Here is a 25132-nt window from a genome sequence, read left to right as displayed (position 1 = left end):
TCCTCGGAAAGTCAATTGAATAAATGAACTATTACATCTATTACGAATTGAATGACCTTTGGTTTCACTGGATTTTGGTTAAGTTTTTTAAAAGGAGGATAGAGACCGGGACATACCTGATAATCAGCATTTGATGGTTGCTAATTTTGTTTCTCTCTCAGTATGCAGATTTATGTGGCAGATCATGTACTTGATCTTTAGTCTCCCATATTATCCAGACACTATTCAGCATACATCTGCATCGTCGGTTCCATCGGAGGTGGTAAAGGGCAGGCAATTTCAAAAAACTGAATTTATCTGGATGAGCGGATAAAAAAATTATTGGATGAGAGAAAGTTGAATTAATACGGAAAACAGCCAACCATCCTGAAGCACGATTGGCTGTTTCTTTATAATCTCTTTCACAGTCTACTAATAGATCACCAAACAAATTCATAACATGATAGTACCGTTATCAGAATAGAGCCTGAGTTGTGTGGTGCACTAGGATCGTTTGTGAAATTGCGGCTGATCCTCGTAAGGAGCTAGTACACGTCTTTTAGCATTCACCCTCCTCCATGCAAATAAATACTGATAACCTCTTCGCCTTCATATTCCACCTTCACATGATACCCGTCTATTTCATAATCCAAAATATCCCCAGTATCATAATTCGTGCCAGCTATTGCTTCTTTATCCTCATCGCTAATTGGATAATCTGCAGAATCACTGACAGGCTCTCCTAATAACTGCTTCAGTCTAGAAGTTGTATCCTTATAGTAGGAACCTCTCAACTCAATACCGTAGACGTTACCGTTATAGTCGTCATAGAAAACATTTTGCCCGTCCGGGTAGGAAAAATACGATCCGCCTTCTGCCTCGTATTCACCAAGATGCAAAGGATATTTAGCCTTGTAAGCCGTCATTGACAGCCCTACTTTCAACTGCTCGTCCAGAATATATCCGTTTTTCAACCGATCTTCCAAATCATCAGGAAATATGCGGTATGGGAATGGGTCGACATAACTGTCAATTTCATGCCATTTGTCAATTAGACCTTTAAACGTATCAAACATTTCGTCTGCAAATCCCTCGCCATACCAATCACTATCTTCCTTCCATTCATCCTCAATGAACAGCTCCCTTTCATTGATCAAGGAAAGCTTTTTCTCATCAGGATGCCACTCGTACGTCTGAAACTGCCAGCCGAGCGGTTCGCCGTTGAAATACAGATATGTCTGGAGATACAGGTCTTCCACTACTTTCACTTTCTCTGTACTGGCGTAAAGCACACGCTCACCATCTACCGAGACAGCGTGCAGAAGCCCTTGATCGAGCACAAATAAGGTCAGCTCTCTGCCATTTGATTCAACGATTTCAGCAATCTGGAGAATAGACTGGCTACCGACTTTTCGCACAGTGAAAGGCTCATTTGATAAATTCAGCGAATAGGAAGCCGAATCCGTGTCTTGCAAATACGCTTCTTCACCTGCTGCATCCGCTAGGTAAAACAGCAGCTCTCCTTCATAGCGCCGATCTCCAGGTTTTCCGAAAGCGGACCCTTCACCAGCCGCCATTACTTGTATATTTTCTTTATCCGCAGGCAAAACGAACAGTCGCACTTCTTTTCCGTCATAAAAAACATTGTCCGTGAAGAAAGCTTGATTTTCCAGCTCCGAAACATTTAGCGAAGTCTCTGTCTGTTTTACATGGACCGGCTGGTGAACTTCCTGTTTTGTCTCTTCTTTCTGTATATCTTCTTTCGCCGAAACCGCTACGGTTTCCAACTTTCCCTGCTCTTCTCCAGTCTTTCCCGGATTTGCACAACCGCCAACACTGAGAAGCATTGCGAATGAAATACCATACAGCATATTCAACTGGATACCTTTTTTCCTATTCATTAAAATTCTCCCCTACCCCTTATTTGCTCGATGAAAATCAAAGGGCTTCTCTATCCACAACTAGTCTAGCGAGTAGTAAGAATAGTATGTTGTACAGTCCTATTTTTTGTTTACCAGTATAGCGTATTTTCGTATGTACTTGTTCTTTAGTTCCTATTCTTAAATTTCAAACACCAAAAAACTCTTCCAACTTATCAATCGTAAACTGACTTGTAAGTTTGTATGCTGAGTTTTGATTCGCCCTCAATCCTTTAGTCCAATACGCTTGCTCTATAGGATTTTTTTTGAGCCACTCAACCTTTACAACGTATTCACATTTTTCCAAGTCATCTAGGTCATGTTTGAAATTATTATCGGTAAGTTTGCAATCTATCAGTCTTTTATTGTCATTCTGTGATTCGATGAATGCATCCTTAAGAGGGACCGCCTTGTGCGTAACGATTCCGACCCCAACATATCCCTTTCCAGGTATCATACAAAATACACGTGCCCCTACAAACAGATTATGTAGCGTCTGACTGAACCACTTTCCATTACCTGCGGATATATATCCGTATTTTCTTGCATCATTCCAGCTACGGTGAATTCCATCTTCGAAATTAACGACAAAGTCACGCTTGTTCCATGTTTCCTTTTTCTTATCGTTTTGTGTTGATATCATCTTTTCCTCTGTAATGGATGGATCAATCAGCCATGTTCTAGTAAGATACTCATTGTCATTCTCTTTAAAAAATCTAAAGTACACCGCATTAATCGGTACGTCATAATTAGACGACAAATATTGAATGATTCTCTCTGTCGCCGGATCAAGCTCGGCACAAATAATAATCATTTGATGGGAGTTATTAAGTTCTTCTGGGAGTGGATAGCCAAATTTTGTTTCAAATGCTTCCTCCAATGAATTCCCGTTCTTTTCCTCGTACAGGTCGATTACCGCATCATATGATAAAGACTGTGCCCAGCTAGCATAATCAATAGCTTGCGCCACTACTTCACGAGGTGTTTGATGTTTCTTCAATTCATATATGGCAAGTTCTCCATCTGCTGTAACGCCTAAAATATCGATATATTTACCATGACTAGTAGCAATCTGCCTTCCAAGGATCAGAACATTTTCATCAATAATTGAAAAATCTCTTTGCAAAATTGTTTCCAGTTTTGTCTCGGATTCTATACGTGAAAAGTTAAGCCGGTTAATATTCGCACCAGTCACATTCCAAATCCCCACTTCTATCGGCATTTCAATCATCTCCATTTAATTTTGTTTTCCATTTTATATTCTTCACAGTAAAGAATTATGTAAGACTATTCCTATTAAAAGCCCTCTAAATGCTCGTTCGATTAGAGGGCTCCCGCACCACTAGATTATATGGATACCTATTTTCTACTCCTCCACCACTCCATAATTCCGATTCCGGCTATCTTTGCTTATCAGGTATGTAGCCGTACGATTCGATTCATAAATGAGTAATTGATTCGTCCGTCCCTCAATTTCCTTCTTATGTTTACATGCTTTTTCGTAACGGCTATTAAATGAACTATAACTGAGATCTACTAGAATTCTTGCCCCGTTAATGAATCTGACGCTTGTTCGTTTCTTGCTGATCCCAATGTAATCTTGGATGTGATAGAGCGCAAACCAGATGCAGTCAGGTTTGTAAGGGGATTTACTCGGAAAGAAAAATAAATTCAACAGTTCATTGATGACAACAGGCGACATCATAACATTGCCTAAGATTAAGCGCGAGCTCTCATTGGCGCCTCGCAAGCTTGATCCATAATAGCGAAGATTATGGTCAATTAATGTAGTTGGCTTTTGATCTACCTTATATAATTCACTATTTTCCATCACTACAGATTGCAACTTTCCTTCGTCCGTATAGTCTGGATAGATTACGCTAGTCCCTTTGTTCACTACATAGTCCGTTGTTATTTTCATTTTAGTTTCCCCCTTTTTTCTTAAAGGCTTTAGAATTCAACAAAAAAGGAGTATACTCTTACTAGATTGGTATACTCCAATCGGATATCCTCGAGTAGGTCTGGCCAGACTATCAATACTCGAGGATTCTTCTTTTCCATTCCCTCACCCATCAATCACCTCCTTCAAGGCGCAGCCCATTCACCAATGCGTCATTTTTCTTCCTACCCTTATATAACTAACGATTATCTTTATGTACACGTTGATCTAGCATGGAAATTTGAACATATCTTTACCAAATTTCTTATAACTCCTACTCGTCTTTATTTCATTTCACAATTATCCATAACCTTGTTCCCCTGTCATTTTACCTATCATATCCCAAAAATTCCAAATAGTCTACATATTTCACCGAGTATTTTCACCCTAAGAAAACTTCATTTTTTTCCGCTCACTTTCGTACCAATGCACAACTTTTTATGAATGAAAAAAGAGAGAAAACTAAGGAATTTTCTTTACACAACACCTCCTCACGACAGTCATTGGAGGGCAGATAACTATTTAAACTAACTTACATTTTTTCACAAGATGTCACCTTTGTATGGAGGTTGCAAAATCGATTTCAGCTCAACATCTACTTCATATTGTTTACAAGTCCTGTTATCTGAAAAAATGAGCGAACTGTATCCTTTTCGCCCCTCCCTTCTATTTAAAAAGAAAGTTTTTTCCAATGACACATTATCTAGCTCCGTAAGCCAAATTCCAGAACGAAATCAAAATGGCCGCAGCCCTACGCCGGCATGTTAATCTTCAATAGAATGAGATGAACAAGACCGGCCGTGCATTCTTGAAATGATTTGTTGTTATTCAGTGAAGTGAATTGAGTGTTGTACTACCAGTAAGTAGAATGCAAATAAGAATGCCCAAGCATTGCGGGCATTCTTATTTGCGTCACATTTTGTATAGTTTTTCTATCTAATCGAATTCCTTCTCTGCATACGAATTAGAATAAGATTGCAATATGTTAATAGAAGAGGAACTGATTTCACTTCCCATCAACTGTCACACCCATATACACACCTTGCTTCATAAGCTTCCCCTGTAGATTCTTCCATTTTGGATGAATAACTAATATATAAGATGCACCTGCTTTCAGCTGTTTTTCAGGTTTTACAGTGATTGTCCGTCCATTTTTCTTTTCAACCGTAACTGCTTGTTCCCCTCCACCCAATTCGATCAACTGGATTGCTTCTTTGAACTCTGAGTCGTTCCACTTCATTGGCATGGTCATCTCTACATCAAATGTTTTGGTAACTGGAACAGCATCCAATGCGGGCAATCGTTTGTAGTTGCTCCACTGGCTAATTAATTGATGCTCGTGAGCTACTTGGATTTCCATGCCTTCTTTCGTTAGGGTATCCGGCTTCACCCCTACTTGATCGACTTTCTTTCCTCCAGGTGACAAGAAACGCGCAATGGTCATCTTCAAGACACTGTCATCAGAAAGTTGGTACATTGTCTGCATGGATCCTTTTCCATATGTTGTTTGACCATAGAGCGTTGCCGCTTTCCGCTCCTTCACAGAAGCCGCCACCATTTCTGAAGCGCTGGCACTGTAACTGTTAACAAGCAACGCAACCGGGCCATGAAACTGGATAGGTTGCTCAATGACTGGAAAGGTCTCGGTTTTATCTCGATACTTTATCTGATATGCCTGTTTCATCTTCGTGAACAAGCCCATCACTTGCTGTGCTGCTCCAACATGTCCACCGCCATTATCGCGCAAGTCTAAGATCCAACTCTCAACTTCTGGCATTTGCCGGATTGCTTTTTGGATACTCTTTGCTGCATCTTCCGAAAAGCTATGAAGACGAATATATCCTACGTTACCTCCCAGCATCATCTGTTCCACATTCACAAGTTGAATTTCTTGTCGTCTCAGTGTTTTCCTAAAGGGTTTTACAGAAGGACGTTCAATTGTCAAAGTAACTAGTGTGTTGGCTGATCCGCTAATGAATGGGATGGCCGCCTGCACAGATTTACCTGCCAACTCCTCACCATCCGCATGTGTAATAACATCACCGACTAAAATACCGGCCTGATCGGCAGGTGCGCCAGGTACGACAGAAACAATCTGGACACCTCGCTCATGTTCTTCCAGTACAACTCCAACCCCGACAATCCGTTGCTCAATGCCATTCATAAACTGCTCAAATTCATTTTTCGACATAAAGTTCGTATACGGGTCTAGCTCTTCTAGTAGTTCTGAAATTGTAGACTTATTCAGCACGGAATCAGGCACTATATCAACATATTCACTTTCGATCAGCTGGCGAACTTCATTCACCGGCTCAGAACCCGCAAGTACACTTGACGGAATGAAGAACAATGCTAGAGAGTACAGAAGAAACGATTGCAGTTTTAGCTTCATTTGAGTTAGCTCCTTTTGAGTAGCTTAGTAGTATATAAGACTATGTTAAACGTTGTAATTATATCATATAGATAGTGAGTACGATGGGCGGTATTTATCCAAAGTCGAATCGCTCCACCGCTTCCCGCATCTCTTTATGAGGTACATGCACATAAACAGACGTTGTTTTTAAACTAGCATGTCCCAATAGCTTTTGGATAACTGCAATATGTGTCTCCTGCTTAACTAAAAAGCTGGCAAAAGAATGACGTAAAATATGACTCGTTACATGTTTATTAATCCCAGCTTTTTGCGAAGCAACCTGCAATATTTTATTAACATATTGGATAATGACCTCCCCTGTCCTTTTCAAAGAAAAAAATAAAAGAGAGTCTGTGTCAGGACGAACTTTTGTCAAATAAGATGTAAGCTGTTCAACTAATTGAGGACTCATCGGCAATTCTTTATGCTTTCCACCCTTACCTTTTCGAATGAAAATAATCCTTTCATTTAAATTCACATCTGCAAGTTTTAAATTCAGGCATTCACTCACTCGCATTCCTGTATGAATCATCGTAAAAATAAAGGGATAAAGTATTTCATGATCAATTGCTGCTAGTAACGAATTCAGTTCTTGCCGAGTGAGGTAATTCCTCTCTTTCTCTATAGTTTTCTACAGATCCACTTCTTCCAGTGGATTTTTATAATAAATCCTTTTCTCTTTAAACAATAGAATAGTCGATCTAATGTATTCAATTTCTGATTGATAGTAGTGGGTTAACATCCTCTTTCAATTATTAAGTAGCGCATGAATTCCTCAATTAATTCTCCTGTAATCTCGCCAATTGTTACCTCCCGCGGTAAAAACCATTTCATAAATTGGCAGCTATCGATCTTATATCCCCGCAAAGTCTCCTAGCTTAATCCACGCAGCATCGCCCAATTATCAAATATCCTAAGTCCTTCTTGTATTGTTAAACTTTAAGCACAAAAAAGAACCTGCAGAGATTGCTCTCCGCAGGATCATATTTCTTCAGGTACTAGATCGCCACGTATTCAAAGTAGTGTCTAAATTATGTGGCGCACAGGTACCTTGAACTAACAGCAACTCTTTTAGCGCACAAGCCACAGTCCGTAGATAGAATCCTTATAACGGTCTTTCGTATATCCGTAAGTAGCATAGACAGCAAATTCATGCGAAGGATCGATATAAACGTCTCCGGTCTTGATTGCATAATTAATAGCGTCTATCCACTCCTCGAAAGTGATCGGGGAACCAATTCCAATAATATGTTTCTCAACATAGCTGCGGTCACTTGCGGTGTCTAAACCCAAAGTGCCCCGACCGAAGTTTTGCTGGGTTTTATACTTATGTTCAAAAACGGTTTCCCTAATCCGTTTCATATGCACTTCCACCTTTGCATCTGTCCATCCATTAGGAATTTTTATACCTATTTGCCTTGGAAAGAACCCATCTCTATGCATATGAATCGGTTTTGCTACAAAATTCTTGTCCATATAAATAATATTGTTTATCAGTAAAGTATAGTCAAGACGGGTCACTTGTTGATTAGGCTGGAATCTGCCATCGGGTCTTTCAAAGATCCCGTTGGAATAAAGCGCACGTGCATAAGGCTTAGCCCAGTGATCTGTTTGCATATCGATGAAGTCATATGGCGCCTTCACTTTCAAAGAATAAGCATTGACCAGAATTTTGGACATCTGTGCATGTGTGATAGGGGCTTCTGGATAAAAATACCCGTTATCCCCATCGATAATGCCTGCCCGGTAGAGTTTTTGGACAGCATTATAGTATGGGTGTGTTTTCGGGACATCTTTAAAGACAGCCGCTTTTCTGGTGGGTTTTAAATCAATGGTCCTGTCTATCAAGATGGCGATATGCTTCCTGGAGATGAGTTCACTGGGTCTAAATGTACCGTCCGGATAACCGTTAATGACTCCTCTGTCTCTCATATCTTTAATAATAGGAAAAAACAAATTGTCGCTATTTATGTCTTTGAAATCTGCCGCTTCTGCCTGGACAGCGATCACCGGGATAAGGGGGAGTGCAGCAAGTGTGGATAATAGGATTTTTTTATTCATGTTAGACTCCTTTTGCTAAAAAGCTGTTGATTAATTCGCAGTTTTTATTCATCGTAAATCAGTGGGGGTAAAAAGAATAATGGGTTTTGCAAATTATACCGCTAATTGAAAAATAACCGACCTGATGTGGAAAATAGCCTCCTGATCAATAAATCAGAAGGCTATTTTTGTTATTTCCCCTGCTTTACAGCTACTAATTCTGTATAGATATTACCTTTATTATCTGTACTCTTAATAATTCCTACTCCCTTGGCCAAATACTCCCTTGCCCCGTTTGGAAAGCGTAGGATGACAACATTTTTGAAAGTACCAGCCTTTACTTTAATGGTTTTAGTCGTACTCTCTATAAGCACCTTATAACTGGACTCCATACCGTAAATAGTGACATAACTTCCCTGTTTTATAGGGAGTGGAGTTTCCACGAAAGTAAAATCAGACTCAGAGACACCCATCCGGAAATATCCATCTCTCTCGGAATACGCATACTTCGGGTAGTCATAAGAGGAGTAGCTATCGCTGCTATATAAATATGCTGAGCTGCCCTCTCTCTTTACTTTGAATGTCTCTTTTCCATCACCTTCCATGAATGAAGGTGAATATGTTAGGATCAGGCCGTTCACAGGCATTAGCCCGCCGCTCACGGTTGTTGGAGCAGGAACTGCATTTGGGTTCTTCTTAGAAAGCGCAGAGGTATATACATACCCCTTGCTTTTCCCTGCCTGAATATATGACCAGCCCTTTGAAGAAGAGAGGACCGTCACTTTTGACTTATTTTTTACCGTACCCAGCCTATTGGCATGCTGGTCCGGTTTTACACGCAGAATAATGTCATTTTTGGCATTCACGTACATCTCTGTACCTTTTGCAGCATCGGCGTCTTGTGGTGCAAGTATATAGATGCTACCGATCAATAGGAACATTATTACTGATTTCAATATCAATTTACTCATTTACTTCACTCCTTTTCTAGTTACTTTTGATCATATCATAGAATGGAATGAGCTGATAGTTTTATTAAAATCAACCATGAGGATACATAAAAAGCTATCTTCATGTTCGAATGAAAGGTCTATAGATATTTAGGTTTTTGTGTGAGGAAAAGTATATATAAGTATTAAAATATTATCGCTACAATATAAAAATAATATTGCGTGGAACTTAAAATAGGTTACCGGGCTTGATCAGTAGATTCCTTTTTTGTCTCTTAATTTGTTATTAGATCAAGAGTTTCTTTTACGTTCAGAATATAAGTATCGGGAAGAAGCATTCTCAGAATAGAAAAAGATCCTACAGAGATTTCTCTCTACAGGAACTTATTTCTTCAGATACTAGACTGACTTATCGTCAGAATAGTGTATGAATTGTGTGGCACACAGGGAGCTTCAATTAATGTACAAAGAAAATTTCGCCTCTATTTAGACCTTGAAATTGAAATAAGCCTTCTCTATTATACATTCCCATAGCTTCTGCCTTTCCGTTACAATAGATGTAAATCTGAATCAAACTAGGAGGGATCTTCGTGAACATGAATAAGTTACGTAATTGTTGCAAAGAATGGCTACATTACCTGGGGCGCTTCCTGCGACTCTACACCAATCGACACAAGCGGTCAGGATGGAAAACATCGCTCTCAGAAGCCAGCTGGCATTATACATTCAACGATACGAGAAAGAAAAACTACCAAATCCCACGTCGACGCCAGCATTTCGACAGCTCTGGGTGTTCCTCTCCAAACATCTAAGGAATTGGAAAGAGGTACTGCTGATCGTCCAGCCCGAGACTGTCATTCGTTGGCATCGGACAGCTTTCAAGTTCCATTGGCAGCGAATATCGAAGAAAATAGGTCGACCCAATTTATCATCTGCAACCATCCAATTAATCAAACGCATACATAAGGAAAATCCCTTGTTATCACCGGAGAAAATTCATGAAAGGTTGCTAACTTTAGGGATTGAAAAGTCGCCTGCACCGAATACAATCGCCAAATATCTGCCTACCGCCAGAAAGCCACCTTCGCAAAAACAGGTGCAATCCTGGAAGTTGTTCCTGAGTAACCATCATCACGATCTGTGGGCTACTGATTTCTTTACCATCCCTACAATAAAGTTCCGAGTGCTGTACGGCTTGGTCGTTATCCACCACCAGAGCCGTGAAATCGTATACTTCGCCGTTACCACAAACCCAACAGCCGAATGGACTATCCAGCAATTTCGGAATGCAACGCCTTTTGGGAAAGCACCCAAATATTTAGTACATGACAACGACCCAATTTTCTGTTCCAAAGCCTTCCAATCATTTTTGCAATCATCAGGAATTTCTTCCAAGAAGACGGCCTATCGCTCGCCATGGCAGAATCCCTACGCAGAAAGGGTTATTGGAACGGTAAAGAGAGAGTTGGACCACATCATCCCACTGAATGAACGGCATTTGCATTCTCTACTACGAGAATACGTAGTTTATTACAACAATGATCGTACTCATCAAGGAATCAATGGCAATACGCCAATACCTTCACCTGTTTACCTTCCTACTTTGGCGGAAGACACAAAATTAGAGGCGACTCCCGTGTTGAATGGCCTCTATCATACATACAAGAAGGCAGCATAGCCTACTATCCACTCGCCAAAATATTTTTAACACCTTAAGAAAGGCTTATTTGACATGCCTTTCTTTTTTGCGTTCACTTTTTTGGAATATAGTATGGACGCGATGAAGCTCAGTTTCTCATTAATTACTTTAAAAAAGAAAAGCCAACCGAAGAAATTCGAATGAAATCACTCCGGATGAACTATTTAAAGGCGACACGCGTCATTATCAGATTACAATTCATTTTTACTTTCAAAATATAGGTACCGAGAAGGAGCATTGTTAGAATAGAAAAAGACCTTGCAGAGATTTCTCTCCACAAGGTCATATTTCGTCAGTTACTAGACTATCATATTATCAGAATTGTTTCCAAATTGCGTGATAACCTGACATCCGAAATTTATTTTGTAACGTTAACAGTAAATGGAGTCGATGCGTTACCAGCAGCATCTGTTACTGTAATTACAATTGCATTTGAGCCAGATGCAAGTTTAGCAATGTCAATTGGTAGTGTTGCTTTACCAGCTGCAGCAGTTACATCAGTAACCGTTTTTAGAGCATTAGTTCCACCAATAGTAGCTGTAACTTTAGCTCCAGTTTCAGCGTTTACAACGATATTGAAATCTGCTGATTGAGTCGTGCCTTCTTTATCAGCACTTCCATCTTCTGTTGCAGCAACTGGGGCTGTAGTATCTAAAGTAGCTGTATCCGTAACTACCGCTGCTACACCTGAAGCATTTGCAGCATCATTGTATTTCACTGTAATTACACCATCAGCTAGGCTAGATACGTCAACAATACTTGTATTTTCAAATACTCCAGTGGCATTACCTGTTTCAGTTAGTGTAACTACAACTGAATTAGCAGGAGTAGCAGAGTCTGTAATAGTAACAGTAGCTGTATCTGCAGCTAATGGATTAGTATTTAGATCAGCATCAGTAACTTGAATAGCACCTACAGGAATTGAATTAATAGTAGTTCCTGTTGAAGTAAATAATAATGATCCAGTAGTTGTTGCCGTACCCGGAGTACCAGTAGAAGCAGTAGAAATTCTAATCAAATCAATTTTAACTTTTCCATCAGCATCTTTTGTATATGTTGCAGTGTACTGATCAGACGCTAGAAGCGTTTCAAATCCTGATTTAGTTATAGCTGCGCCACTTACACCAGTAAATGTAGCATCTTTATAACTAACTGCTTCTGATTTATTATCAAAATAAATTTTCTGATCAGCTTTATTGATGCTTACAATATCACCAGTATAGAAATCAGATACTGAATTTGTAGAAACAAATTTAGCAGTTGCAGTGTAGTTTCCTAAGTAAATAGCTGCAGTATCATTAGTTGTTGCATTAGCTTCAACTCGTACAGAAGCGTTTTTATCACCAACAGGTTTAACTGTAATTGCATTTTCAGCTGCAGTCGCTGTATCTACTTGAACAGTAGCTGTACGATCTGCTGAAACAACAGTTTTCTGTCCATTTGCAGTCACTTCAACATCATTTGTTCCAGTATTAACTACTGTATATGATGCTTTTAGACCATTTGTAGCTGAAACAGGTTTTTTACTTTGGTTAGTAGCAGTAAATACGAATTTAGCTGCCTCATTACCTTTTAGTGTTTTATCATCTTTTACTTCAACATCAGCAGAATCGTATACTTTAACTGCACCAGCAGTGATTTTAGAATCTACGAAGTATGTTTTGTCTGCTAACTTGTAAGCTTCACCTTCATCAAGTTTACCATCTACAGCGTTGCTTGAATTAATATCAATCCATGCAATTGGAGTAGCATAATCATTTGGCGTAGCGCTTGTAATTACAAATTCACCTTCACCTTTAGAGTTCAACTTCAAAGAGATTTTCTTGTCTGAATCTGTATAAACTCGAGTTCCTGCAAGTTCTGGATTTGTAGTTTGTTCTGTGAACACTGCTTTTGTATTTGTATTGATATCTCTATCGATGTCTTCATTGAAAGCTACATTAACAGTTTCACCAGCAGCAACTTTACCGTCTTTGTTTTTCACAACAACTTTGTATTTACGTCCGTTGTTAGCATTAAGTGCTGCATCTTCTCCACCATCACGTTCAATTGTGATCTCATGAGTAACTTGCTGCGCTGCAAATGTTAATTGATCTGCAGTTACGCGAAGTTCTGCATTATCCAATTTACCATTGAATTGGTTGTTTGCTTCTCTTTGATCAACGAAGACTACTGGAGTTGCTTTTGTGTTTGTACCAGTTACAGTGAATGTTGCTTCACCTTTAGAGTTTGTTGTTACTTGCGCTTGAACAACATTTCCATTTGTTAACTGGTGAGGGTTTTGTCCATTTACAGTTGCTTTTGTAAGTTTATCAACCGGTACATCAACGTTTTCTGCAAAAGTTACATTTAACTTTTGATCCGAAAGAGGTTTACCAGTTTTAGGATCTTTATATGTTACTTTATAAACTTTGCTTTCCCCGTTATTCAATGTAGTGCCTTTTTTATCGTCAGCATCTAGCGTTAAGATGTTGTCTACACCCCAGAATACTTTTGCAACTGCACGAGTAGCAGGAGCACCTGTAGGATAAACAGCTACATCATCACTGTAACCAGCAACGTATTGAGTATAAGAGTATGTTGCAATTCCGTCAGCATTCGTAGTTACTTCTTCAACGTGATCGGAGTTTAGTTTAGAACCAGCTGCTACGTTAAATGTTACAGGAACACCTGCTTCTTTAACACCAATATCAGCTGTAAGAATTACTTGTTTACCGACAACACCTTGAACAGCATCGTTAGTTACAGTGATTTTTGTAGGTACGACACTAGAAACACCTGTGAAAGAACCGATTGCTTTATTATCAAGTGTTACAGTGTACTTCTCGCCGCCTTTTTGTACAGCAGTAGTTAGTACGACAACTTTTTTATCAGTTTGTTTTACTGCAGCGTTAGATACAGTCAAACCGTCAATAGTGAATTTAAGAGAGTCAATGTTTTTAACTTCGTCTTTGAATGCAACTTCAACAGTAGTGCTGTTAACCGCCTTTTCCATACCAATCCAACTTCTAAAAAACGCCGGAAACCTTTATTTCTCAAGGTTTCCGGCGTTTTTTAGAAGCGACTTGGTTGCGTTAGTAGAATTTTAGTTAACATTCCCTATTTCCCAAAATTCACGTCCATTCATCATAAACGTTTTTTCGGGCATGCTCATAGAGCCTGGCGTAATGCCGCGTCTGCTTCAGTTCCTCATGACCGAGCAGGGTTTGGATGCACTCAAGCGGCATGCCTTTATTCGCAAGATGGGCTGCAAATGTATGTCTTAGAGTATGGGGCGTCAGGCGAATTCCAAGCTGATCCGCATACTCTCTAAATCGTCGTTGGATGATTGCCACTCCAACCTTCGTATTCGCATATCGCCCCACAAACACAGAAGGCATGTCATCCTGCCTACTGTCAAGATAAGCTTTCAAGTGAATCTCGCATTCCTTTGTGAATAAGACAATACGTGCCTTCTTCCGCTTCCCTTCCGGGATATGAATGGATCGCTCCGGCCAGTTGATGTCTTCTTTCTTCATGGCAATGAGTTCACTGATTCGGACGCCCGTGCTGTATAAGGTTTCGATAATAGCTCGGTCATCTAACTTCTTCAAGACACGTCTTAACTCAATCAATTGACCAGGTTCCAGGTAATAAGGAAGCTCCTCTTCCACTTTTGACAGGGGGATTCGCTCGCTATTATCTTTTTCCACAAGCCCTTCCTCTCTTAAGAACCGGTAAAAGAGTTTGATTCCGCAAAGCCTTGTATTTCTAGAAGATGCAGCAAGTCCTTCTTTTTCTAGGTCAATCAGCCAATTCCGAATATCACGCGATGTTACCTCTTCATAACTCTTTCCAATAGCCATAAAAAATTCCTTGATGAATCTTTTGTAAAGGGAACGCGTCTTTATATTCAATCGTAAAGCATATTCCCCATCGAACTTATCAATCAGAACAACATTCATCATATAGTGTTCCTCCTTTTATTATCCCATATACTTTCGATAAAGAGAAATTATTTTCCGTTTTGGGAGTCTAGCGTAGATTTGTGTTGTGGAAAGTTCTGTATGTCCCAGTTCCGCTCCGATGAATTCAAGATCTGCCCCTTTTGAAAGCAACTCGGTGGCAAATGTATGGCGAAACCTATGTGGATGGAGTCGTGTGTCCATGCCCGCCTCTTCTCCGAGTTCCTTTACAATTTTCCGAATGCCGGGAATTCCAAGACGTTTACCGTTCGAAGTCGTAAATAGAGCAGACGCCTCATGTTCTCTAGACTCTAAATACTTTTCCAATAGAACCCTACACTTTTCAGAAAAATGAATCTGACGAATCCTTCCGCCTTTCCCCAGTACATGAGCACTGCGGTTTTCAATGTTGACATCCGAGCAATCCAATTGATGCATCTCTCCAATGCGACAGCCAGAACTAAGCATAAATTCCACCATCGCTTGATTCCTGCTTGATAACTTTTCAGATTGATAACGCGTTTTTGCAATGTCCTCCTTTTCAAGGAATTTTGGAATTGGTTTTGGAAGACGAGGATACCAACGACTTTTTATTGGCGACAGTTCAATATATTCTTCTTGCACGCAAAAATTAAAGAAAGAAGAGAGGATTGCGATCCGCTGACTCAATGTCTTCTCCATTAGATGCGCCTCCTGTTTCATAAACCATTGTTGAAGAGTCTCTGATGATAAATCCCTAAAGGATTCATCATGACGTATAAAGAAACGTTCGAGATAGTCCCGGTATTGAATAATGGTTCCTTTACTTTTATTCATGAGTTTCAGGTCCAATAAAAACTCATTTACCGTTTCTTGATTATCTGAGTTGGGCAGTGACTTTCGTAATTCCCAAAAGTTCATTCTGTTCCCTCCGTTCTATTGATATTGATCGTATTTTTTCTTCCGTGCATGTTCCATAAGACGAGTATAGATGCGTGTACTGTTGATGTTGACATGACCTAGCAACTCTTGAATATAACTCTGTGGCATGTCCTTCTCAGCTAAATGTGCTGCAAACGTATGACGCAAGGTGTGGGGGGAAATTCGAAACCCTAAGGTCTTCGTATATTCTCGAAATTGCCTCTGTACGTATTCTCTACCGAGAGCCTCCCCACGATAGTTGCAAATGAGATACTCACTCTGTATGTCTCTTTCGTCAAGATACGCTTTAAGACGCACGGCACAATCATGTGTGAAGAGGACAAAACGCTCTTTATTGCCTTTTCCTTTTCTAATCCAGATTTGTCGTGTTTCCCAGCTGACATCTGACAGCTTAATATTCAACAATTCACTGATTCTTACACCGGTTGCATAAAGGACTTCAATGATTGCGCGTTCCCGTTTATTTTCTTTAGTTAACTCTTGTAGTAGTATAAGCTGACGTTTATTCAAATAATAAGGTAATGAGTCTTCTCTTTTCGGTGTCTTGACAGTTGCAGTGGGATCTTTCTTGAGCTTATTCTCTTCCATGCAATAACGGTAAAAAGTTTTGACCGCAATCAGTTTGAGATGAATCGAATTTAGTTTCAATCCTTCTTCTTCCATCGCAATCATCCATTCCCTTATATCTGTTGTCTTGATCTCCTCATATGACTTTTCTATAAAGGTGAAAAATTGTCTAAGGGCAATCTCATAGCTTCTCTTTGTTTCCGAGCTGTATTTCATATGGTTGTCATTGAAATATGCTTCTAGTATTTCTTGATTCATTACTTCACCCCATCTTGTTTAGATAAGCAGCTATGATATCCTCACTCGGAATCTGCGCATAGACACGAGTCGTATTAAGATTTGTATGACCAAGTTCATCCGCAATGAATTCAAGGCTCGCGCCTTTTGCCAACATTCTTGTCGCAAAAGTATGTCTGCAGCTATGAGGATTTAAGGATTTATTCAATCCTGCCTTTATTCCAAGTTCTATCGTTATATCGTAAATTCCTTTCGTTCCAAGACCGCCGCCAAATCTACTAATAAATAGATATTCGCTATCGTTTTTTTTACGTATTTTAAGATATTCTTTTAATGCATAAGCACATTCATCAGAAAAATGAACTTGTCTACTCTTATTTCCTTTTCCAGTTACTTTGGCCGTTCTCTTACCTAAGTCTATATCTTTTAAAGTCAGACCGGAGACCTCTGATCGGCGGCAACCTGAAGAAAATAGGAAAAGAACGATTGCACGATCTCTCGCTGAAAGTAACTCCGATGCTATTTTGACACGTGTGTAGTCCTGTTCATTTAGAAATTGAGGAAGCGAGTGAGGCAGTTTAGGTCGCCATCTTTTTTTGATGACGACATCATCCATATAGCCCTCTTCCAAACAAAAATTAAAAAAGGAGGTAAGAGTAGCATGCGTATGAATTATAGTTCCCGCCTTCTTATTTGTAGAATTGACATTTAGCCATTTGAGAACAATTTCTGCTGTCAGTTCTTTCAATGGAATGGTACATTCAGATAAAAATCCCCTTAGGACGTTGCGATACTTGATGATGGTCGCCTCTGCCTTGTTCTCAAGCTTTAAGCTAAGGAGGTATTCATTAAAAATGGTCAACGTTTCTTTGGGAATTCCTTCATGATCACTAACCCAATACTTTCGCGGGGCTGACATAATTGATAATAACCACCCTTCTTTACGCGTCTCCTAATCTCTTAATCTAATTGTGTACTGGTATATTAGTTTTTATACAATAAAGAAATACTTTTATTTATCTATACGTCTATGGATCATAGATATATTTTTGTTATTTATATTGAATTACTTGAAACTAAGCAATTTAAAACAAAAAACACCCTGCAGAAATTGTTCACCACAGGATTTTGTTTTGTTAAATTTCAAAATATTACAATTTTAGAATAGCCAATTATACAGAGCAACTGTAGTGCAAATCCTGTACTACATCACAGATGATAAAATGGAAATTTCGCTTTTCATAGGAGGATCTAAAATGTATGAGGCATACAAACATGCTTAAAACAAGAAATGCTCGAAATTTTTGTTGCCACTTTCTCTAATTGCTGATGACTTTTTGTATGGTTGTCTGAATATATTATGCGGGACACAACTTTCCTCCATGCATGTTTGGTACATAGAAATAATTTCGGGATTAGAAAGTCGAATATTTCTTTTCTGTCTTATAAAGACACCGTGTTCCCATTTAACTAAAGACCTTTCCGCAACTCTTGCCAGTGATTCGACAAACAATATGTCGCTAATTTGGTGCGATTGTAATTTTGTCTTTAGACCCGCCTCCACCCCAATTTTTCTAACTATTTTTTGTATCCTGCTTGTACTAAGGCGTTTCCCAGTATAATTAGTAAAAAGAGCACGAACTTGATGCCGACGTCCATAAATATATTTTTCCATATTGAACGCACATTGGTCTGTAAATCTCACATACCTAATTCTTTTATCTTGCCCAACCACACGCGCTGTTCGATTGGGTATATCAAGATCTTTTCGATTGAGCTTATGAACTTCTTCTGCTCGACATCCTGTTATGAGCATGAACTCGAACAATACCTGGTTTCTTAACATGAGTAACTTGCTTAAGTTTCGTGTATTTGCACCCAGCTCACTTTCGAAGTAGCGTGGTAAAGGTTGAGGGAGCCGTGAAAGATCGTGACTTTTAATGGGGGATTGCTCTATATACTCTGCTTGAACACAAAAGTTGTAGAAGGATGACAGTATACTTAAACGATGTCTGTATGTTGTCTCTTTTATGTGCTCTTGGTTTTCGGTAAACCATTGTAAAATATCCTCTGGTGTAATAGAGGCCAACGATTCACTCGTGTGGCTTAAAAACAGGGTGATTATTTCTCTATACCGGATAATAGTACCTTGCGTTCGGTTAGAGTGTTTTAAATACAACAAAAATTCATTGATTACTTTTTCATTTAACCTGTTGGGTAACGATTCTTTCACTATCCAATAATCGTTCATTCCTTCTCTTCCTCCTTCTAGAAACTTACCAACTATATTGCTATTTTGAGTAGACGGATATTTTGACTACTATCGCCATAACCTGATTAGTTATCAACCTTCTTAAATCTCTTTATCTTTGAACCTATAAAAACATTATGGACAAGACATTCTAGAGTTAGACCTCGATCTAATAGATATTATAAATTCTATTTGTATATGAACGTTTTACATGGACGGAGAGTATGGTGAGTTCACAAAATTTACCCAACCTGAAAGTCTGCAAAGACTTGACTTCATGCGGAAATCTTACAATACTCAATCTAATTACTTCATTAAGGAGCACTTTTCTCGGGTGATTCTGCTCATCTTTAGCCAGTGTTTCCATAGCGCTTCTAGGTGTTTCGAGCAGCAAGAATACACGTTACACGTAATAAACATTCCTTATTTTTAAAAATCAGTTATACTGAAGCATTCAACTAATATAATAAAGAAATATTAACATCCTCTAGACAAAAGAACGTTAGTTCGTTATAATATATATGATCGATTCAAAGGCGATCAGCACATGCAGGTGAACGGCTTAGCGGCTTAGTAGCATTTTTTCTTGAAAAAGTATATGATCATGCAAGTTGATTGCTATGCTAGCATTGCCAATTCAACTTGCAACAACCAGCCCTCTATCCTTAATTGGAATAAAGGGCTGGTTTGTTGTTTTCTGAAAAGCTTTTTCACAGCAAAAGAAGCCTTCCGACCGATATTTCCGAGTCATAAGACCCATCTCTTTTTTATCATGCAGTTGTAGGCACCTTGTCTGAGTTATGTGATGCATCGCCCGCTCCTCATGATCGAAATGTAAATTGTTCTAAAACAGAGTACACGGTGTCTACGTAGTCGGAAATCTCCGTGACGATACCGAGATTTCCTTCAAAGTCCCTTCCTAGCTGATCGACAGAATAGAAAAGCAAATAATCCACCGGTCTATCATTTGACCGTACATCCATCAACATCCTTTGTAGAACATGATGACTGGCATTCCTGCCTGAACAGTCACCGTCATGATATCGTTGAATAATTGTTATGTCATGCTCTCCTGCAAATTCGTTGATGACACTATGTTGATAATGGATACTTTGTATACCGCTCAATCCATGAATGAAGAGGGAACCCCTACCATAACTGATACCGATTGTTTGATTTTCTCCCACTTGGTTGTTTTCTCTCCCTCACAAGAAAATGATGAGTATCTATCCGATAAAACCATTCTGTCTTGTCTGCAACGGTTTATATACATAGAAAAAAAATTTTTGATTTCCAACTTCTCATCACTTTTTATAAGATTTACAATAAAGAGCACAAAGTGAAAGTACATAGTTTACAAAATTGTGTAGTTGCCATTGCTATCTTCTGTATTACATGTTTTCAAAATACAAATCTGAAGCAATCGACGCAGAAGGTCAGTATGGAAGACATCGTTCACAGTAGTCAAATGGCATTAAGTCTCCAAAAATATATGAAAGAGATACTGTCGAATCCTACGCCGACTCCAACATTACGTTAGCTCAGCGTATTCCTTGCCCATACACTGCTAATCTTCTAGCCGGTAACCCTATTTGAAAATATACCGGACAGCCCTCATATTCTATTGCATTGGCAATCAAAAGAAGCAATATACTCAATAAATTGCCTCAGTATCCTACTGGTAAATAATCCACAAAAACAAAACAATTTCTGACGTTTAAGTGGGATAATATACCGGTTACCATCTACCTACTTTTCCTTTTATTTGATATAATTAATAAAAAAGGAGGGTTTTTATGAGAATTGTTCATTTATCAGATATACATTATAGTTCAAAACAAAAAAACTTTAAGCTTTATATTACGACTCCTCTTTTGGAGGACCTAAAAAATATCCATTCCCAATCTCCTGTTGATTTAATAATCTTTACTGGCGATCTATTGGATAAGGGCGGTATACCAGACAATATACTAAACGCATTCGATATGTTCGACAAAGAATTCATAGAACCCGTAATGAGCACACTTAGTCTTTCTAAAGATAGGTTCATCTTTATACCTGGTAACCATGATATAGAAAGACCAAAAGTAAACCCTGCAACTGAGGGTGGCTTGCGTAAATTTTTAAATTCAGCTGATGCAATTTACGAGTATATGGAGAACCCTCATCATCTTAACATGGAACGTATTCAAGAATATAAAAACTTTGAAGCATATTATTATGATGAAAATGAAGGCTATTTATCAAATCAATTTGGGCATTCTATAGTTACAGAAATAGATGGTCTTACTATAGGTATAGCTGGATTTAATAGCGCGTGGAGATGTTACGATGATGGAGATGAAGGAAATTTGATAGTTGGAAGAAAACAGTTTGAAGATGTAGACGAACATTTTAAAAAATATGAACTTGATTTAAAAATTGCAATGCTTCATCACCCCATCGAACATCTTTCTAAAGCTGACATGGATGAAACAAGAGAGCGAATAATTCGTGATTACGAGATCTTGTTTACTGGACATACACATCAGAGTAAAGCACAATCTATTACAACAAGTCTTGGTAAAGGGTGTGTGATGTGTGCAGCCCCTTCAAATTGGGAGAAAAATAACTATTTGAATCATGGTTTGAATAGAAATGGTTATAATGTAATTGATTATTTTCACGCTGCTAAGCAAATGAAAATACATTTTAGGCGTTATAACTATGAAAAAAACCTTTTTATCGCAAATACAGATTTAGGAAAAGATGATTCTGCAGAAGCGATTTTTGAACTTGGTGACAGCAGTATGAAAGCTGCATGGATAGAGTATTACAACACCATAAAGTTCATTAAAGACAGACTTACTGACTCAATTAATCAAAATTTGGTCAGCTACAATACAGACACAAAAGCCCCCAAAAAATTAGAAGATATTTTTGTTCTTCCCCAAATTGTCGAACAAAGTTATCAGGCTTCCAACACGTCAGAATTTGTTGATTACGAAGCAAATAAGAATTTGTTGACAGTGGATGAAATGGCCAATTATCCAAAAAACCTTATTTTGTTTGGCCCCAATGAATCTGGCAAAACAACCATTTTATATCGAGTAGCACAAGAATTACTCAACAACTCAACTACAGAAAAGAAAATCCCCATTTACATAGACCTTAAAACATTTTCAGGTAAAAGTCTGTTTAAAGGGATATCGTCTTTTATTGGACAAGGTAATAAACAAACTGAGACCACACTACTTAATTACAAAATTCTGCTGTTATTGGATGATTGTCGATATTTAATTATTAATAAAAAGCTTAGTGAAGAGCTTGAACTTCTTATTAACACGTACCCCCAATTAACTATTTTGGGTACTTATAATTCATTAAGCGAAGAAAGTTTACCATCTGATTATTTAAATCACCCCATTTCTAAGTACTTTGAAACAGCTGTTATAAAATACTTTCGAACTACTGAAATCCAAAATTTAATGCATAGATGGTTTGGTATGTCTGTCAAGGAAACAAAGGATGAACACTTAAATCAATTAATAAAGAATTTCCATTTACTGAATATTCCTAGCACACCTTTGGCTGTATCATTATTCCTATGGATCTATGAAAAACAAAAAGGATTTATACCTTTGAATAATGCAGCAATGATGCAAAATTTTGTTGAGAAGTTATTTGAAAAACATTCCAATCATGAAATTTATTCTTCTGACTTTGATTTTCATAATAAAGAAAACTTGCTTGGACATATAGCTATAGAAATGCTGAAAAGTGGTCAAGTGAATTATTCTCTAGAAGAAAATAAATTGAAAGAATTTATAAGAAATTTAAATAAGAGAAAGAAAATTGGTTTAGAAAATAATAATTCTGTTTTGTTTCATGAATGGGTTATTACTCACTTCGTTGATAAGGGCTTGTTTATTTCAGAAGTGATTGAAGACAACAGATTTTATAGATTTAAGTTAAACTGCTTTTTTCAATATTACCTTGCAAAGGGTATGACGTTTTCAAAAAAGTTCAAGGATTTTGTTTTAGATGAAAATAATTATTTAATGTTTCAAGAAGAAATTGATTATTACTCTGGCTTGCATCGTTTTGATGGAGAAATATTGGAATTGTTGCTAAGTAGGATGGAAAGTGAATTTATTGAAGTTGTTCATGATAAAAAGGCTTTTAAGGATATACTCGATAATAAAGATATTATATCTTTTGATCAGATGTTCGCAAAAGGACCAGAATATAAAGAGGAACTCTTAGTAGAAACTTTCGAAGATGAGAATCAAGTAGAAGAGCACTTAGATGAGAATAAACTTAGTGAGGAAGAGAAAGCTAAAAGAAACGACTTTCTTTTAGAGTCAAGTAATATGGAGCAAGACAGCGGTTTGATTATTAACAAAATTCCTCAATCAGAACTATCAAGATCTGAAATTCTTCAATATACATGGATTCTTGTAGCAAAAGTCTTAAAAAATGCTGAAGACTTAGAGGACGGTGATTTAAAAGACAGAGCATTTAGAAATACTTTGACTTGTTCATTACTCTTCTTAAAACATACACTGGATCAAATCAAGCAGGTAATTAAAGATAGTCAACAAAAAGAGCATCTTGAATTCTATGCATTTTTCAGCAGATTTTCTTTACTTTTTCATCAGAATGTTCTATTTTCAGTGATGGGAACTTCGAAATTAACACCAGTAATTGAAGATTTTATGAAAAATAAAGAAAGTATATCGAATGTAGAATTATTTATAAGTATGTTTTTAAATATGGATGCAGGCTCTGACTCATTGAATAATGAGTTCTCCCTCGCCATACAGGATAATATGTCCTCGGCGGTTCGAGAATTTGTCCTAGTTAAACTACAAATGCTAGATGCTTTAACAAATGATACAGAAAAAGAGAGATTTTATAGAAGTAAGATAAACGCTATTAGAAGAAAGAACCAATCAGGTTATTCAGTGAGGCACAAACAGAAGGTAATTAGTAAACAAGAATCTAATCAATCCAGGAAAAATCTAATCGAAACATTGTCTCAAAAATAACGATACCTAGTCTCAGACAAAAGTTATTCTGTTTTAAAAAAGTATTATATAGAAAATAGAGTATATTAGCAATCCGGGAATGCTCCTTCTCGACCTCTTCTGTATATAACAAACACGCCCTCTTTCCAGTTAAGGATAGAGGGCGTGTTGTTGCAAGATGAGTTGTCAGTTAGAACAATCAGCATTTGCAGGTAAACCGCTAACCGGCTCAACAAAATCTTTTTACTTGAAAAAGTATAAGACCGTGCAAGTTGATTGATAGAAAAAGACCCTGCAAAGATTGCTCTCCGCAGGATCATTTTCCTATCAAATACTAGACATCCCTATTATCAGAATAGTGTCTGAATTGTGTGTCGCACAGGTACCTTCAGTTCTTGTTAAGAAATATTGAGGGCCGTGCACTTGCAGAGGGAGCCGACACTAGTACTAGGCTCCTTCAGTTAAGAGATTCTTTTTTGTGTTTCACTCAATCTATTTCATATAATAGGTACCATCAGTTCAATTCGGAACTATTTCTCCAAAAAAAAGAAATCCCCTCTAATCGACTGCACGATTAGAGGGGATTCTTTATTAGTATTGTATGCAATTCAGAATAGTGTCTGAATTTCGTGTCGCACAGGTACCTTGTTTCAACTTATCCTTACAAACAGAATGCCCCCTAACCGAATTTTCGATTAGAGGGCATTCTTCATTGTTAATGTATGCAATTCAGAATTGTTTCTGAGTTGTGTCTCGCACAGGTACCATCAGTTAAATCATTTTTGCAATCATCAGGAATTTCTTCGAAGAAGACCGCCTATCGCTCGCCATGGCAGAATCCCTATGCAGAAAGAGTTATTGGAACGGTGAAGAGAGAACTGTTGGACTACATCATTCCACTGAATGAACGGCATTTGCATTCCCTACTTCGTGAATACGTAGTTTATTACAACAACAATCGCACTCATCAAGGAATCAACGGCAAGACGCCAATTCCTTCACCTGTTTACCTTCCTACTTTGGCGGAAGACACAAAATTAGAGGCGACTCCCGTGTTGAATGGCCTCTATCATACATACAAGAAGGCAGCATAGCCTACTATCCACTCGCCAAAATATTTTTAAAAACCTTTAAGATAGGCTTATTTGGCATGCCTTTCTTTTTTACGTTCACTTTTTTGGAATATAGTATGGAGGAAGTGAAGCCCAGTTTCTGATTGATAACATCAAAAAAGAAAAACCAACCGAAGTAATTCTAATGATTT

At 38.1% G+C, this 25132-nt stretch carries 17 protein-coding genes; 3 read left to right on the top strand and 14 right to left on the bottom strand.

Translation table 11 applies throughout. From position 1 onward, the window contains the following. Nucleotides 1–545 precede the first annotated feature (545 nt). From MKY93_RS03355 to MKY93_RS03325, 7 genes are all read right to left on the bottom strand, one after another. On the bottom strand, nucleotides 546–1880 hold the full coding sequence (locus MKY93_RS03355; protein WP_078817068.1) for a hypothetical protein: 1335 nt from the start codon (nucleotides 1878–1880) through the stop codon (nucleotides 546–548). Between the two features lie 166 nt (nucleotides 1881–2046). Continuing rightward, nucleotides 2047–3135, bottom strand: coding sequence for a DUF91 domain-containing protein (locus MKY93_RS03350; protein WP_245799453.1), 1089 nt, complete (start codon nucleotides 3133–3135; stop codon nucleotides 2047–2049). 129 nt (nucleotides 3136–3264) lie between these two features. Next, the gene (locus MKY93_RS03345; protein ID WP_078817066.1) at nucleotides 3265–3819 is read right to left on the bottom strand and encodes a competence protein ComK; all 555 of its coding nucleotides are present in this window, start codon (nucleotides 3817–3819) and stop codon (nucleotides 3265–3267) included. Between the two features lie 1024 nt (nucleotides 3820–4843). Beyond that, nucleotides 4844–6229, bottom strand: a complete 1386-nt coding sequence (locus MKY93_RS03340) for a S41 family peptidase (RefSeq protein ID WP_340758240.1) — start codon at nucleotides 6227–6229, stop codon at nucleotides 4844–4846. 94 nt (nucleotides 6230–6323) lie between these two features. After that, nucleotides 6324–6875, bottom strand: a complete 552-nt coding sequence (locus tag MKY93_RS03335) for a tyrosine-type recombinase/integrase (RefSeq protein WP_340760896.1) — start codon at nucleotides 6873–6875, stop codon at nucleotides 6324–6326. Between the two features lie 446 nt (nucleotides 6876–7321). Further along, nucleotides 7322–8311: an S-layer homology domain-containing protein gene (locus MKY93_RS03330; protein WP_340758239.1), complete on the bottom strand. Its 990-nt coding sequence runs from the start codon at nucleotides 8309–8311 to the stop codon at nucleotides 7322–7324. Between the two features lie 170 nt (nucleotides 8312–8481). Continuing rightward, nucleotides 8482–9261, bottom strand: a complete 780-nt coding sequence (locus tag MKY93_RS03325) for an SH3 domain-containing protein (RefSeq protein ID WP_340758238.1) — start codon at nucleotides 9259–9261, stop codon at nucleotides 8482–8484. 604 nt (nucleotides 9262–9865) lie between these two features. On the opposite strand from MKY93_RS03325, the gene MKY93_RS03320 reads away from it, so the two are divergent. Further along, on the top strand, nucleotides 9866–10918 hold the full coding sequence (locus MKY93_RS03320; RefSeq protein WP_340758237.1) for a DDE-type integrase/transposase/recombinase: 1053 nt from the start codon (nucleotides 9866–9868) through the stop codon (nucleotides 10916–10918). Nucleotides 10919–11297: 379 nt separating this feature from the next. On the opposite strand, the gene MKY93_RS03315 is transcribed toward MKY93_RS03320, so the two are convergent. From MKY93_RS03315 to MKY93_RS03285, 7 genes are all read right to left on the bottom strand, one after another. After that, on the bottom strand, nucleotides 11298–13934 hold the full coding sequence (locus tag MKY93_RS03315; RefSeq protein WP_340758236.1) for a hypothetical protein: 2637 nt from the start codon (nucleotides 13932–13934) through the stop codon (nucleotides 11298–11300). Between the two features lie 118 nt (nucleotides 13935–14052). Continuing rightward, nucleotides 14053–14886, bottom strand: a complete 834-nt coding sequence (locus MKY93_RS03310; protein ID WP_340758235.1) for a tyrosine-type recombinase/integrase — start codon at nucleotides 14884–14886, stop codon at nucleotides 14053–14055. 18 nt (nucleotides 14887–14904) lie between these two features. Continuing rightward, a complete protein-coding gene (locus MKY93_RS03305; RefSeq protein ID WP_340758234.1) occupies nucleotides 14905–15783 on the bottom strand; it encodes a tyrosine-type recombinase/integrase in 879 nt (292 codons plus the stop codon). Between the two features lie 15 nt (nucleotides 15784–15798). Further along, a complete protein-coding gene (gene xerA / locus MKY93_RS03300; RefSeq protein ID WP_340758233.1) occupies nucleotides 15799–16629 on the bottom strand; it encodes a site-specific tyrosine recombinase/integron integrase in 831 nt (276 codons plus the stop codon). Nucleotides 16630–16633: 4 nt separating this feature from the next. Further along, nucleotides 16634–17527 (bottom strand): tyrosine-type recombinase/integrase, encoded by an 894-nt coding sequence (locus tag MKY93_RS03295; RefSeq protein ID WP_340758232.1) that lies wholly within the window; start codon nucleotides 17525–17527, stop codon nucleotides 16634–16636. 360 nt (nucleotides 17528–17887) lie between these two features. Continuing rightward, entirely contained in the window at nucleotides 17888–18859 is a 972-nt protein-coding gene (locus MKY93_RS03290) for a tyrosine-type recombinase/integrase (protein ID WP_340758231.1), read from the bottom strand. An 821-nt stretch (nucleotides 18860–19680) separates the two neighbouring features. After that, nucleotides 19681–20046, bottom strand: a complete 366-nt coding sequence (locus tag MKY93_RS03285) for a recombinase family protein (protein WP_340758230.1) — start codon at nucleotides 20044–20046, stop codon at nucleotides 19681–19683. A gap of 609 nt (nucleotides 20047–20655) precedes the next feature. Between MKY93_RS03285 and MKY93_RS03280 the strand changes: the two genes are divergently transcribed. Both MKY93_RS03280 and MKY93_RS03275 read left to right on the top strand, forming a co-directional pair. Then, nucleotides 20656–23889: a metallophosphoesterase gene (locus tag MKY93_RS03280; RefSeq protein WP_340758229.1), complete on the top strand. Its 3234-nt coding sequence runs from the start codon at nucleotides 20656–20658 to the stop codon at nucleotides 23887–23889. 701 nt (nucleotides 23890–24590) lie between these two features. After that, complete coding sequence (locus MKY93_RS03275) at nucleotides 24591–24962, top strand: integrase core domain-containing protein (RefSeq protein WP_340758228.1); 372 nt, start codon at nucleotides 24591–24593, stop codon at nucleotides 24960–24962. The last annotated feature ends 170 nt before the right edge of the window (nucleotides 24963–25132 follow it).

It is taken from the genome of Sporosarcina sp. FSL W7-1283 (assembly GCF_038003105.1).
Classification (GTDB): Bacteria; Bacillota; Bacilli; order Bacillales_A; family Planococcaceae; genus Sporosarcina; species Sporosarcina newyorkensis.
Note: the sequence above shows the minus strand (reverse complement) of the source record. Positions and strands in the feature narration are given on the sequence as shown.